This is a genomic window from Streptomyces sp. NBC_01232 (assembly GCF_035989885.1).
Lineage (GTDB): Bacteria > Actinomycetota > Actinomycetes > Streptomycetales > Streptomycetaceae > Streptomyces.
Genome location: NZ_CP108518.1, coordinates 2855708 through 2868435, shown reverse-complemented (window position 1 = coordinate 2868435; position 12728 = coordinate 2855708). Strand labels below are relative to the sequence as shown.

Genomic DNA, 12728 nt, shown 5'->3' with positions numbered 1-12728 from the left:
GCGGCGCCGGGTCCGGGGGATGCCGGGGGGCGCAGACCGGCCAAGTCCGCGGCCCGGCACATGTTGTCTTGTCACACGACTGACGCATCCTCACCGATGTGGCTAACATCACGCCCACCCGGCGATGTTGCCGGAGGGTTACGGAGGTGCGACGTGCTGCCAGTTCGGGGTGGGGACGGCCGGAAGCTGACGGTCTGGGGCACCCGTACCACCTGGAGCACCGTGGGCGACGGGGAGTTCTTCTGCCCGGCCTGCGGTGGCGACCGGAACTACCGCCGGCGCACCGGACGACGCCGGTTCACCGTGCTCGGTGTGCCGCTGCTGCCCCGCGGGCAGGACGGGCCCGTCATCGAGTGCCAGGGCTGCCGCGCCCGCTTCGACACGGACGTCCTGGACCACCTCACCACCACGCGCTTCACGGCCCTCCTGCGCGACGCCGTGCACACCGTGGCGCTCGCCGTGCTCACCGCGGGCGGGACGGCCTCGCGCAGCGCGCTGGAGGCCGCCGTGGGCGCCGTACGGGCCGCGGGCTTCCAGGACTGCACCGAGGAGCAGCTGGAGTCCCTCGTGGAGGCGCTGTCCACCGACGAGGGCCGGCTCGGGCTGTACGACGTCCCCGAGTGCTGCGGGGCCGCGCTGTCGATAGAGCTCCACGAGGCCCTGGAGCCGCTGGCTCCGCACCTGGCCGGCCCGGGCCGCGAATCGATCCTGCTCCAGGGGGCCCGTATCGCGCTCGCGGACGGCCCGTACACCCCGGCCGAGCGCGAGGTGCTCGCGACGGTCGGCTCGGCGCTGCGGATCGACACGGACGAGGTGGCCCGGCTGCTGTCGGCGGTACGCGCGCCGTAGCGCGCAGCTGCGCGGCCCGGTGGCCCCGTGGCCCGCGCGGCCTGTGACCCGCGGCCCGGATCCCCGCTCCCGCGGACCGGACACGAGGCGGCCCCGCGGATCCACGGGTGGGGCCGCTGCGTGTCCGGTCCGCGGACGCCGATCCGTCCGAAACGGCCTTCCGTGACGTAACGATCCGGCCTCACAGGGACGATTTCGGGACGCGTGAACGCCGCGTGAAGGCCGGACGCGTCTCCTCCACGCTCGACGTGTCCACCAGTCGGACGGCCGGAACGGCGCATTCGGATGCGCCTGCCCGGAGGATCGTAGAGCCCATACGCGCACGTCGCGGTGGGTGCGCTCGGCGAACGCGCGGCAGGAACGGCCGGCCCTGAAGGGCTGTGCGCATACCCCTGTCGACGAGCCCGCACCACTGGAGAAACCTACAGATCGGGCCTGCCTCAAGGTCAACAGTTTGTAGAAGTCGACGATATCTGTGAGGCCCCCCACAGGCGTTCAATTCCGGTCACACGACAAGACGGCGCCGTTAACACAGCGCGGCTTCGATTCACCTCACCGTGAACGCACTGACAACCCTGGCGTACCAACGGGTTAGCGACCCACTGCGCCCAGGGACAACCAGATCTCCTCTCACTTACCTACCTTGAAGGGCAAGGCTGAGATGGCACGTGTCGCCGCCCGGCTTTCCACCGACGGAGAGCAGAGCACGCACCCGGTCGACGAGGTGCTCCCCGTCCCCAAGCTCGCGCTGTACGGCTTCCAGCACGTACTCGCCTTCTACGCCGGCGCGGTGATCGTTCCGATCATCGTCGGCAATGCGCTGAAGCTGAGCCCTGAACAGCTGGTCTACCTGATCAACGCGGACCTCTTCACCTGCGGTATCGCCTCGATCATCCAGGCCTGGGGCATATGCCGGATCGGTGCCCGACTGCCACTGATCCAGGGCGTGACCTTCACCGCGGTCTCCCCGATGATCGCCATCGGTCTCGGCGCCGGGGGCGGTACCGCCGCCCTCCTGGTCATCTACGGCGCGGTGATCACCGCCGGTATCGCCACCTTCGCCTTCGCCTGGCTGCCGGCCAAGGCCTTCCGGACCGTCATGCGGCTGTTCCCGCCGGTCGTCACCGGCACGGTGATCACCGTTCTGGGCATCGTCCTGATCCCGGTCGGCCTCAACGACGCGGCCGGCGGCCTCGGCAGCCCCGACTTCGGAGAGCCGAAGAACTTCGCCTACGCCGGCGGCACGATGCTCTTCATCCTGATCCTGATGAAGATCGGCAAGCCGTTCCTCTCCAGCATCTCGATCCTCCTCGGCCTGGTCGTCGGCACCACCGTCGCCTTCCTCCTCGGAGACGCGAAGTTCGGCGACGTGAGCAACTCCGACTGGGTCGGCGTCACCACCCCCTTCCACTTCGGTGTCCCGAAGTTCGAATGGTTCCCGATCGTCCTGATGCTCATCGTCATGCTGATCACCATGGTCGAGACGACCGGTGACACCTACGCCGTCGGCGACATCGTCGGCAAGGAGGTCGACAGCGAGACCGTGGCGCGCGCCCTGCGTGCCGACGGCGCCGCGACCGCCCTCGGCGGTGTCCTCAACTCCTTCCCGTACGTGGCCTTCGCCGAGAACGTCGGCCTGGTGCGGATGACGAAGGTGAAGAGCCGGTTCGTGGTCGTCGCCGCGGGTGTGTTCATGATCATCCTGGGGATGCTGCCCAAGGCCGCCGCGATCGTCGCCGCCGTCCCGCACGGGGTCCTCGGCGGCGCCGCGACCGTCATGTTCGCCATGGTCGCCCTGGCCGGTATCCAGACCCTGGGCAAGGTGGACCTGAAGGAGGAGAAGAACGCGCTGATCGTCGGCGTCTCCCTCGCCTTCGCCCTGCTTCCGGCGACCGTCCCGGTCTTCTTCGCCAAGCACATGGACCCGGACCTGTCCTCGCTGCTCAACAGCGGTGTGACGCTCGGCGCCACGGCGGCCATCGTCCTCAACCTGATCTTCAACGGTCTGGGCAAGGACGACGCGCACGGACGCGGCATCGAAGTGGCCGAGGCGGTCTCCGCGGCGGTGCCCGGACAGGCGGCGGCCCCGGCGGCCGGCGCGGAGAAGGGCAGCGCGGAGAAGGCCGGTGCCGAGACGGCCGATGCGCAGAATGCCGGCGCGGAGAAGGCCGGTGCGGAGAAGGCCGGTGCGGAGACGTCCGGCGGCTCCGGGCCGGCGAACGGCGCGGACACCTCCGCTCCCTGATCCTCCCAAGGGGTGCCCGCCCCCCGTCCGGACCCCCGCGGTCCGGGCGGGGGGCCGGTGCTGTCCACGGAACCACCGCCGGGCGGGTGACAATGGGCGCATGAGTCTGTTCCGCGACGACGGCATCGTGCTGCGCACCCAGAAGCTGGGTGAGGCGGACCGCATCATCACGCTGCTGACCCGCGGTCACGGCCGGGTGCGGGCCGTCGCCCGCGGGGTCCGGCGTACGAAATCCAAATTCGGCGCCCGGCTGGAACCTTTCTCCCACGCCGACGTGCAGTTCTTCGCCCGGGGCAGCGAGCTGATCGGCCGCAGCCTCCCGCTCTGCACCCAGACCGAGATCATCGCCCCGTACGGCAACGGCATCGTCACCGACTACGCCCGCTACACCGCCGGCACCGCCATGCTGGAGACCGCCGAGCGGTTCACCGAGAACGAGGGCGAGCCCGCCGTGCAGCAGTACCTGCTGCTCGTCGGAGCCCTGCGCACCCTCTCGCGCGGCGAGCACGAGCCCCACCTCATCCTCGACGCCTTCCTGCTGCGCTCCCTCGCCGTCAACGGCTACGCGCCCAGCTTCGAGGACTGCGCGAAGTGCGGCATCCACGGACCCAACCGGCACTTCTCCGTCGCCGCGGGCGGAGTGATATGCGGGGACTGCCGGGTGCCCGGCAGCGTCGTACCCTCGTCTGAGGCCATCGCCCTGCTCAGCGCCCTGCTGACGGGCGACTGGGGGCATGCCGACGCGTGCGAGGCGCGTCACGTGCGGGAGGGCAGCGGGCTGGTCTCCGCCTATTTGCACTGGCATCTGGAGCGCGGGCTACGCTCCCTGCGATACGTCGAGAAATAGGAGCTGGGCACATGGCACGACGCGGGATTCTGGGGCGCTCTCGCCGCGAGTACAAGGTTCCCGAGCCGCACCCGTCCGGCGCGGTTCCGCCGAAGATCCCCGGCGAGCTGGTCCCGAACCACGTGGCCATCGTCATGGACGGCAACGGCCGCTGGGCCAAGGAGCGCGGGCTGCCGCGCACCGAGGGCCACAAGGTCGGCGAGGGCGTCGTGCTCGACGTGCTCAAGGGCTGCCTGGAGATGGGCGTCAAGAACCTCTCCCTGTATGCCTTCTCGACGGAGAACTGGAAGCGCTCCCCCGACGAGGTCCGCTTCCTCATGAACTTCAACCGCGACGTGATCCGGCGCCGCCGCGACGAGATGAACGAGCTCGGCATCCGCATCCGCTGGGTCGGCCGCATGCCGAAGATGTGGAAGTCGGTCGTCCAGGAGCTCCAGGTCGCACAGGAGCAGACCGTCGACAACGACGCCATGACCCTGTACTTCTGCGTCAACTACGGCGGCCGCGCGGAGATCTCGGACGCGGCTCAGGCCATCGCCCGTGATGTGGCCGCCGGCCGGCTGGACCCGTCGAAGGTGAACGAGAAGACCTTCGCGAAGTACATGTACTACCCGGACATGCCGGACGTGGACCTCTTCCTGCGCCCCAGCGGGGAGCAGCGCACCTCCAACTACCTGCTCTGGCAGAGCGCGTACGCCGAGATGGTCTTCCAGGACGTGCTGTGGCCGGACTTCGACCGCCGCAACCTCTGGGCGGCGTGCCTGGAGTACGCCCAGCGCGACCGCCGCTTCGGCGGGGCCGTCCCGAACCAGTCCGAGGGCGCCACGGGCTGAGCCGCGGCCTATGGTCACCCGTGTGAACACGGGCGGGGAACACACAGGTCAGGCCGAGGGCAGCGGCGAGCGGGCCGGGCAGACGGGCGAGCAGGTCGTGCTCGTCTACCGGCTGACGCTCGCCGACCTCCGGGGCGCCGCCCGGATCCGGGCCCGCCGGACCGCCGCAGGCCGGCTGGAGGCGCTGCTGATCCTGCTGCTGCCGCCCGCCGTCATGGTGGGACTGGGGGTGTTCCGGGGCTCCGGCCCGGCCGCGACCACGATCTCGACGGTGATCACCACGGGCATCGCGGTGGTCGCCCTCGGATGGGCCCGGCGCAGCACGGTTCGCCAGGCGTACGCCGCGGCGGAGCGGTACGGGCAGTGCCGCACGGTCGTCGACGAGCTGGGCGCCGCCACCACGGGCGAAATCGAGGCCGTGACGGTCGACTGGCCGGGCTTCCCTGCATACGCCGAGACGCCGGAGCTGTTCCTCCTCTTCGGCGGCAGGCGCGAGAGCGCCGTCCAGGTGCTGCCGAAGCGCGGAGCCCAGGCCCCGGCCGACGCCGACCGGCTGCGCGCGGTCCTGGAGCGGAACCTGCGCAGGATCTAGGTCGTCTCTTTCGGATCTTGCCGGGCCGACAAGATCCGAAAGAGACGACCTAGCCCGCGGCCGCGCAGTCGGCGCAGGTGCCGAAGATCTCCACCGTGTGCGCCACGTTCACATAGCCGTGCTCGGCCGCAATGGACTCGGCCCACTTCTCCACGGCCGGTCCCTCCACCTCGACCGCCTTGCCGCACTTGCGGCAGACCAGGTGATGGTGGTGGTCGCCGGTGGAACAGCGGCGGTAGACGGACTCGCCGTCGCTGGTGCGCAGGACATCGACCTCACCGGCGTCCGCGAGGGACTGCAGGGTGCGGTAGACGGTGGTCAGGCCCACGGAGTCGCCGCGGTGCTTGAGCATGTCGTGGAGCTCCTGGGCGCTGCGGAATTCGTCCACCTCGTCCAGCGCCGCCGCGACCGCGGCCCGCTGCCGGGTGGATCGCCCTCGTACTGGCGCGGTATTCATCTCGCCAGGCGCAGTCGCCACCGGTTCCTCCTCGTATAGGCCTGCGGCCATTGTGCCAGCCCGCTAGACCTTCACATCGTCGCCCGTGCAGACCTCTTCGGCCGCGAGCGCCGCTCTGGCCCGGCGTCGGGCCAGGGGGGCGGACAGGGCCGTCATCGCCATGAAGACGGCGATCGCGAGGAGCACGATCGTCGCACCCGAGGGCGCGTCGAGGTAGTACGTGGCCGTCGTGCCGGTCAGCGCGACGGTGAGGCTGATGGCCATGCCCAGGCCGAGGGTGGCGGCGAAACCGCGCGTCAGGCGCTGCGCGGCCGCGACCGGGATCACCATCATGGCGCTGACCAGCAGCAGGCCGACGATGCGCATCGCGACGGTGACGGTGACGGCGGCGGTGATCGCGATCAGCAGGTTCAGCGCCCGCACGGGCAGCCCCGTGACGCGGGCGAACTCCTCGTCCTGGCAGACGGCGAAGAACTGGCGGCGCAGTCCGACGGTGACGGAGAGGACGAAGACCGCCAGGATCACCATGGCGACGACGTCCGACGCGGACACGGTGGTGATCGAGCCGAACATCGAGCCCAGCAGCATGGCCGTGGTGCCGCCGCCGACATTGATGATCATGACGCCGCCCGCCAGGCCGCCGTAGAAGAGCATCGCGAGCGCGACGTCGCCGCTGGTCTTGCCGCGGGCCCGGATCATCTCCATGGCGATCGCACCGATGACCGCGACGAGCGTGGCCATCCACACCGGGCTGGTGTGGAGCACGAAGCCCAGCGCGACGCCGGTCATGGCCACGTGGCCGAGGCCGTCGCCCATGACCGCCTGACGGCGCTGGACGAGGTACGTGCCGATGGCCGGGGCGGTCAGTCCGACCAGTCCGGCGGCGATCAGCGCACGCACCATGAAGGGGTCCTGGAGGAGGTCCATCAGCTCAGCAGTCCCGTCCGGAGGGGCTCGGCGTCGTGCGCCGCGTGGGGGTGTACGTGGTCGTGGCCGGGCAGGGCGTGCTGTCCCACGGCCTCCGGCGGCGGACCGTCATGGACCACGCACCCGTCGCGCAGGACGACGGCGCGGTCGATCAGCGGCTCCAGCGGGCCCAGCTCGTGCAGGACGAGCAGCACGGTGGCGCCGGCGGCCACCTGCGCGCGCAGGGCACTCGCGAGGACCTCCTGGTTGGCGAGGTCCACACCGGCCATCGGCTCGTCCATGATCAGCAGTTCGGGTTCCACGGCGAGGGCCCGGGCGATCAGCACGCGCTGGTGCTGACCGCCGGAGAGGGCGTTGACCGAGGCGTCGGCGTACCCGTCCATCTCCACCAGCTCCAGTGCGCGCATGACGGCGGCCCGGTCGGCCTTGCGCGGGATCCCGAAGCGGGAGCGGGCCAGCCGCCCGGAGGAGACGACCTCGCGGACGGTGGCGGGGACGCCGCTCGCGGCGGTGGTGCGCTGCGGGACGTACCCGATGCGCGACCATTGCCGGAAGCGCTTGAAGTCGGTGCCGAACAGGGACAGCTCGCCGCCGCTGAGGGGGACTTGGCCGACCACGGCGCGGACGGCCGTGGACTTGCCGGAGCCGTTGGCGCCGAGCAGGGCGACGACCTCGCCGCGGCGGACGATGAGGTCGACTCCGCGCAGCACGGGGCGCGAGCCGAGCGAGGCCGTGGCCCCGCGCAGGGATATGACGGGCTGGTCCGCTGACTGTGCCGGCGTCGACTGCATGGCTCGCGCCTCCGTTGCTGCTGTCATCTACTTGGCTCCGAGCGCCTTCTGGAGGTTCTTCAGGTTGGAACGCATGACCTCGAAGTAGTCGGCGCCCTGGGACTTGTCGGTGATGCCTTCGAGGGGGTCGAGGACGTCGGTCTTCAGGCCCGTGTCCGAGGCGAGGCTGTTGGCCGTCTTGTCGCTGGCCAGGGTCTCGAAGAACACGGTGGAGACATTGTCCTTCTTCGCGATGGCCTGAAGATCCTTCATCCGGGCCGGGCTCGGCTCGGCCTCGGGGTCGACGCCGGAGATGCCCTCCTGGTCGAGGCCGTAGCGCTCGGCGAGGTGCCCGAAGGCGGAGTGGGTGGTGATGAAGGTCTTGGTGGCCGTGTTCTTCAAGCCGCCCTCGAACTCGGTGTTCAGCGCGGTCAGCTTGGCCACGAGTTCGTCGGTGTTCTTCCGGTAGTCCGCCGCGTGGCCGGGGTCGGCCTTCTCCAGGGCCGCGCCGAAGCCCTTGGCGATCTCGGCGTACTTGACCGGGTCGAGCCAGACGTGCGGGTCCTTGCCGTCCCCGCCGTGGCTGTGTCCGTGGTCGTCGCCGTGGCCCTCCTCGCCCTCGTGCGAGTGGCCGGCGGCGCCGTGGGACTCCGTCGAGGTGAGGGCGGCGGCGTCGACGACCGTCTTCACGCCGGACTGGGCGACGGCCTTGTCGACGGCGGGCTGGAGGGACTTGAGGTAGAGGACCACGTCGGACCGGCCGAGGCGGCTGGTCTGCTTCGGGGTGATCTCCAGGTCGTGCGGCTCCACACCCGGCTTGGTCAGGGTGGTGACCCGCACGTGGTCCTTGCCGATCTGCTCGGCGAGGAACTGCAGAGGGTAGAACGAGGCCGTCACGCCCAGCTTGCCGTCCGCACCGGCGTCGTCCGCGGCGGCTCCGGAGCAGGCGGTCAGGGTCGTCGCGCCGAGGGCGACGGCTCCGGCGAGGGCGGCGGTGGGTATGAGGCGGCGTACGTTCATGACATCCATTTTCATCAAAGATGGAAACGATTGTCAAAAACGCAGGTGGGAGGCCTGGGTGGCCGGGCCTGGAACGGGAACCGATTTGAAAGGGGGGGTGCGGGCGCCGGTAATCTAAAGGCTTCGCCGTTCGTCCTCGTAATGAAGAGAGCACCGTGGCCGCCGACAAGATCGAAACCATCGTCAGCCTGAGCAAGCGCCGTGGCTTCGTTTTCCCGTGCAGTGAGATCTACGGCGGCTCCAAGGCCGCCTGGGACTACGGCCCGCTCGGTGTCGAGCTCAAGGAGAACATCAAGCGCCAGTGGTGGAAGGCGATGGTCACCGGGCGTGAGGACATCGTCGGTATCGACTCCTCCGTGATCCTGGCCCCCGAGGTGTGGGTGGCCTCGGGCCACGTCGCCACTTTCTCGGACCCGCTGACCGAGTGCACCTCGTGTCACAAGCGCCACCGCGCGGACCACCTTGAAGAGGCGTACGAGGCCAAGCACGGCCGTGTGCCCGCCAATGGTCTCGCCGACATCAACTGCCCCAACTGCGGTGTGAAGGGCCAGTTCACCGAGCCCAAGCAGTTCTCCGGCATGCTGGAGACCCACCTCGGTCCGACCCAGGACACCGGCTCGAAGGCGTACCTGCGCCCCGAGACCGCCCAGGGCATCTTCACCAACTTCGCCCAGGTGCAGGTCACTTCGCGCAAGAAGCCCCCCTTCGGCATCGCGCAGATGGGCAAGTCCTTCCGGAACGAGATCACTCCGGGCAACTTCATCTTCCGCACGCGCGAGTTCGAGCAGATGGAGATGGAGTTCTTCGTCAAGCCGGGCGAGGACGAGCAGTGGCAGGAGTACTGGATGCAGGAGCGGTGGAACTGGTACCGCGACCTCGGCATCCGCGAGGAGAACATCCGCTGGTACGACCACCCGAAGGAGAAGCTGTCCCACTACTCGAAGCGCACCGCCGACATCGAGTACCGCTTCAACTTCGGTGGCAACGAGTTCTCCGAGCTCGAGGGTGTGGCCAACCGCACGGACTTCGACCTCAAGGCGCACTCCGCCGCCTCCGGCCAGGACCTCACCTACTTCGACCAGGAGGCCGGTGAGCGCTACACCCCGTACGTCATCGAGCCGGCGGCCGGTGTCAACCGCGCCATGCTCGCCTTCATGCTCGACGCGTACAACGAGGACGAGGCCCCCAACGCCAAGGGCGTCATGGAGAAGCGCACCGTGATGCGCCTCGACCCGCGCCTGGCCCCGATCAAGGTCGCCGTCCTGCCGCTGTCCCGCAACCCGCAGCTGTCGCCGAAGGCCAAGGGCCTCGCCGCCGACCTGCGCAAGAACTGGAACATCGAGTTCGACGACGCGGGCGCCATCGGCCGCCGCTACCGCCGCCAGGACGAGATCGGTACGCCGTTCTGCGTCACCGTCGACTTCGACACCCTGGACGACAACGCGGTGACCGTGCGCGAGCGCGACACCATGAAGCAGGAGCGCGTCTCCCTGGACCAGATCCAGGCCTACCTCGGCAGCCGTCTGCTCGGCTGCTAGGTCCTGACGTACGAAGACCGGTGGCCCGGTGCGCTCGCAGCGCACCGGGCCACCGGTCTTTGCGTGGGGCGGGCCCGGATCAGGAGGCCGCTTCCGCCCGGGCCGCCGCCTCGGCCGCGCGGCGCTCTCCCTCGGCCCTGGACCGCTTCCCGTACATGGCGGTCCACACACCGAGCGCGGCGAGCACCCCGTAGATCATGACCGGGCTGACCACCACCATGGTCCTGGTGCTGAGCGTGAACGCCAGGACGACGCGGACGACGGCCTCGGTGACGTACGCGACGCCCCACACCAGCGTCATCCGGTTCATGCTGGTGCGGAAGCCCTCGTACTGCCACAGGCCGTTCCACCAGGCGGTGCTCTCGGGGGTGCCGTCGGTGGCGAACTTGCGGCCGAAGTAGAACATCAGCGGGCGCGGCGCGAGCAGCGTCGCCAGGCAGAGCAGCCCGAACAGCCCGGTGACCCCCGAGTCCTTGATGAGCAGGGCGCGGGCCGAGTGCGCGCCGACGAGCGAGACGACCGCGATGATCACCAGGAAAACCAGGGTGACGACGGCGAACTCGTCGAGCTTGCGCCGCCAGGCCAGGCTGATGACGCTGTCGAGCACCGGCCAGGCGCTGCTCAGAAGCAGCGCGGAGAACTCGCTCCAGCCGTGGTCCTCGGTGAGCACGTTGTACGTGATGATCGGCGCGACCACGTTGAGCCCGATGGTCAGGATCCAGCCGAGTGCGGCGGCGCCGCCCGAGCGCTTGGGGGGCGCCGGTTGTGTGTCTTGAGTTGCCGAAGCGGACATGGTTCCCCCTGAGACGTGCCAGATGAAGTGCGGCAGGGGGACCGTAAGGAGTTTGACGGGACGCGAACAACCCAAACGCGTCCAAAATGATCATCAAGTTGTCCGGAGTGTCTGATTCCGGCTGGTGGCCTTCCCGTGTCAGGCGCGCAGGCCCCGGAGCACGAGGGCGGTGACCGCCTCGAACTCGGTGATGATCGTCGGCGAGAGCCAGTCGGCCGCGTACTGCGGGTCGTGGAAACGGCCGGTGGCGTCGAAGACCGCGCGGGCCGCCGCCGGCACATCGTCGGCGGCGAGAGTGCCGGCCGCGACGCCCTCGGCGATGATCCGGCCCAGCTGGTCGATCAGCTCGGTCAGGTGCGCGTCCACCACGTCGCTGTTCTCGGTGATCAGCACCGTGTAGGTGGCGAACAGTTCCGGGTCGTCGCCCGCCTTGTGGCGCTTGGCCTCGAAGAGGGCCTCCAGCCACGCCTCCAGCTTGGACGGGGCGCTCCCCGTGGGGTCGGAGGTGATCTCCTCCAGCAGGACCACGCTCCTGGCGAGCCAGCGGTCCGTGACGGCCTCGCGCAGCGCCGCCTTCGACGGGAAGTGCCGGTACACGCTGCCGTGGCTGACGCCCAGCGCGCGGGCCACGTCCACCACGGTCGCCTTGGTGGGGCCGAAGCGGCGCAGCACCTCCTCGGTGGTTTCGAGGATGCGCTCGGGGGTCAGTGGCTCGGCAGCAGCGGGGGACATGGGTACGACCGTACCGTCAGCTCAGTGCTCACTGTCGAGGTGGGCCATCTGCGCTGCCGGGTACCTCTCGCCCGCCGCGGCGCCGGCCGGGACGGCCTCCTCGACGGCAGCCAGGTCGGCGGCGTCGAGGGTGACGTCCATGGCACCCAGTGCCTCGGCGAGCCGGTCCCGGCGTCGGGCACCCACCAGCGGCACGATGTCGACCCCGTGCCGCGGCCCCTGCGCGAGCACCCAGGCGATGGCGGTCTGGGCGACGCTCACGCCCTTGCTCTCGGCCACCTTGCGCAGGGCCTCCACCAGGTCGAGGTTCCGGTCGAGGTTGTCGCCCTGGAAGCGGGGGCTCATCCCGCGGAAGTCGCCCGGGGCCAGCGTGCGGTCGCGGGAGAAGTGGCCGCTGATCAGGCCGCGCGACAGCACCCCGTACGCCGTGATCCCTATGCCGAGCTCGCGGGCGGCCGGCAGGATCTCGTCCTCGATGCCGCGGGAGACCAGCGAATACTCGATCTGGAGGTCGGAGATCGGGGCCACGGCCGCGGCCCGGCGCAGGGTCTGCGCGCCGACCTCGGAGAGGCCGATGTGGCGCACGTGCCCCGCCGCGACCGCCTCGGCGATGGCGCCGACGGTCTCCTCGATCGGCACGTCCGGGTCGACGCGGGCGATCCGGTAGATGTCGATGTGGTCCCGGCCGAGCCGCTGGAGCGAGTAGGCCAGGAAGTTCTTGACGGCCTCGGGCCGGCCGTCGTAGCCGGTGAAGCCACCTTCGACCGTGCGCAGGGCGCCGAACTTGACGCTGGTGAGCGCCCGCTCGCGGGCCGCGGCGGGCGCCGTGCGCAGGGCTTCGTTGATCAGCAGTTCGTTGTGGCCCATGCCGTAGAAGTCGCCGGTGTCCAGCAGCGTGTCGGTGCCGTCGGGGGCTGCCTCCAGATAGGCGTGGATGGTCGCGATGGACTCGGCGCGATCCGCCTCCCCGTAGAGGGCGGACATGCCCATGCAGCCCAGCCCCAGCGGGAAGACGGAGGGGCCGGTACTGCCGAGGGTGCGTCGGTCGGTGGTCGTGGCGGAAGCGTTCTCGTTCTTCGTCATGGAATGAGAATGGCATGACGAGTGACAGATTTCAATATCTGT

The 12728-nt window shown here is 69.8% G+C and carries 13 protein-coding genes; 6 read left to right on the top strand and 7 right to left on the bottom strand.

Annotated elements, in window-relative coordinates; all coding sequences use genetic code 11:
• Window positions 1-153: 153 nt before the first annotated feature.
• The 5 genes from OG444_RS13460 to OG444_RS13440 all read left to right on the top strand — a co-directional run bounded on the left by OG444_RS13460 (window position 154) and on the right by OG444_RS13440 (window position 5366).
• The gene (locus tag OG444_RS13460) at window positions 154-849 is read left to right on the top strand and encodes a TerB family tellurite resistance protein (RefSeq protein ID WP_327262401.1); all 696 of its coding nucleotides are present in this window, start codon (window positions 154-156) and stop codon (window positions 847-849) included.
• 661 nt (window positions 850-1510) lie between these two features.
• Window positions 1511-3094, top strand: coding sequence for a nucleobase:cation symporter-2 family protein (locus tag OG444_RS13455; RefSeq protein ID WP_327262400.1), 1584 nt, complete (start codon window positions 1511-1513; stop codon window positions 3092-3094).
• A 100-nt stretch (window positions 3095-3194) separates the two neighbouring features.
• The gene (gene recO / locus OG444_RS13450) at window positions 3195-3941 is read left to right on the top strand and encodes a DNA repair protein RecO (RefSeq protein WP_030757462.1); all 747 of its coding nucleotides are present in this window, start codon (window positions 3195-3197) and stop codon (window positions 3939-3941) included.
• 11 nt (window positions 3942-3952) lie between these two features.
• Complete coding sequence (locus OG444_RS13445; protein ID WP_327262399.1) at window positions 3953-4774, top strand: isoprenyl transferase; 822 nt, start codon at window positions 3953-3955, stop codon at window positions 4772-4774.
• 22 nt (window positions 4775-4796) lie between these two features.
• Window positions 4797-5366, top strand: coding sequence for a YcxB family protein (locus tag OG444_RS13440; RefSeq protein WP_327262398.1), 570 nt, complete (start codon window positions 4797-4799; stop codon window positions 5364-5366).
• Between the two features lie 49 nt (window positions 5367-5415).
• Here the strand turns inward: OG444_RS13440 and OG444_RS13435 are convergent, their stop codons facing one another.
• The 4 genes from OG444_RS13435 to OG444_RS13420 are packed head-to-tail and all read right to left on the bottom strand — an operon-like array spanning window position 5416 to window position 8540.
• A complete protein-coding gene (locus OG444_RS13435) occupies window positions 5416-5844 on the bottom strand; it encodes a Fur family transcriptional regulator (RefSeq protein ID WP_078626133.1) in 429 nt (142 codons plus the stop codon).
• Between the two features lie 42 nt (window positions 5845-5886).
• Complete coding sequence (locus tag OG444_RS13430; protein ID WP_327262397.1) at window positions 5887-6750, bottom strand: metal ABC transporter permease; 864 nt, start codon at window positions 6748-6750, stop codon at window positions 5887-5889.
• Complete coding sequence (locus tag OG444_RS13425) at window positions 6750-7541, bottom strand: metal ABC transporter ATP-binding protein (protein WP_327266772.1); 792 nt, start codon at window positions 7539-7541, stop codon at window positions 6750-6752. The genes OG444_RS13430 and OG444_RS13425 overlap by 1 nt, the downstream gene beginning before the upstream one ends.
• Window positions 7542-7568: 27 nt before the next feature.
• On the bottom strand, window positions 7569-8540 hold the full coding sequence (locus tag OG444_RS13420) for a metal ABC transporter substrate-binding protein (RefSeq protein WP_327262396.1): 972 nt from the start codon (window positions 8538-8540) through the stop codon (window positions 7569-7571).
• Between the two features lie 155 nt (window positions 8541-8695).
• Between OG444_RS13420 and OG444_RS13415 the strand changes: the two genes are divergently transcribed.
• A complete protein-coding gene (locus OG444_RS13415; protein WP_327262395.1) occupies window positions 8696-10078 on the top strand; it encodes a glycine--tRNA ligase in 1383 nt (460 codons plus the stop codon).
• 79 nt (window positions 10079-10157) lie between these two features.
• Here OG444_RS13415 and OG444_RS13410 read toward each other — a convergent pair whose 3' ends face one another.
• The 3 genes from OG444_RS13410 to OG444_RS13400 all read right to left on the bottom strand — a co-directional run bounded on the left by OG444_RS13410 (window position 10158) and on the right by OG444_RS13400 (window position 12686).
• Window positions 10158-10871 (bottom strand): VC0807 family protein, encoded by a 714-nt coding sequence (locus OG444_RS13410; protein ID WP_327262394.1) that lies wholly within the window; start codon window positions 10869-10871, stop codon window positions 10158-10160.
• Window positions 10872-11009: 138 nt separating this feature from the next.
• On the bottom strand, window positions 11010-11603 hold the full coding sequence (locus tag OG444_RS13405; RefSeq protein WP_327262393.1) for a TetR family transcriptional regulator: 594 nt from the start codon (window positions 11601-11603) through the stop codon (window positions 11010-11012).
• 21 nt (window positions 11604-11624) lie between these two features.
• A complete protein-coding gene (locus OG444_RS13400; RefSeq protein ID WP_327262392.1) occupies window positions 11625-12686 on the bottom strand; it encodes an aldo/keto reductase in 1062 nt (353 codons plus the stop codon).
• Window positions 12687-12728: the final 42 nt, after the last annotated feature.

Bases quoted from the DNA above. Each gene is read 5' to 3' on its own strand.
- OG444_RS13455 (WP_327262400.1), top strand. From the start codon at position 1,511: ATGGCACGTGTCGCCGCCCGGCTTTCCACCGACGGAGAGCAGAGCACG.
- recO (WP_030757462.1), top strand. From the start codon at position 3,195: ATGAGTCTGTTCCGCGACGACGGCATCGTGCTGCGCACCCAGAAGCTG.
- OG444_RS13445 (WP_327262399.1), top strand. From the start codon at position 3,953: ATGGCACGACGCGGGATTCTGGGGCGCTCTCGCCGCGAGTACAAGGTT.
- OG444_RS13430 (WP_327262397.1), bottom strand. From the start codon at position 6,750: ATGGACCTCCTCCAGGACCCCTTCATGGTGCGTGCGCTGATCGCCGCC.
- OG444_RS13425 (WP_327266772.1), bottom strand. From the start codon at position 7,541: ATGCAGTCGACGCCGGCACAGTCAGCGGACCAGCCCGTCATATCCCTG.
- OG444_RS13420 (WP_327262396.1), bottom strand. From the start codon at position 8,540: ATGAACGTACGCCGCCTCATACCCACCGCCGCCCTCGCCGGAGCCGTC.
- OG444_RS13410 (WP_327262394.1), bottom strand. From the start codon at position 10,871: ATGTCCGCTTCGGCAACTCAAGACACACAACCGGCGCCCCCCAAGCGC.
- OG444_RS13405 (WP_327262393.1), bottom strand. From the start codon at position 11,603: ATGTCCCCCGCTGCTGCCGAGCCACTGACCCCCGAGCGCATCCTCGAA.
- OG444_RS13400 (WP_327262392.1), bottom strand. From the start codon at position 12,686: ATGACGAAGAACGAGAACGCTTCCGCCACGACCACCGACCGACGCACC.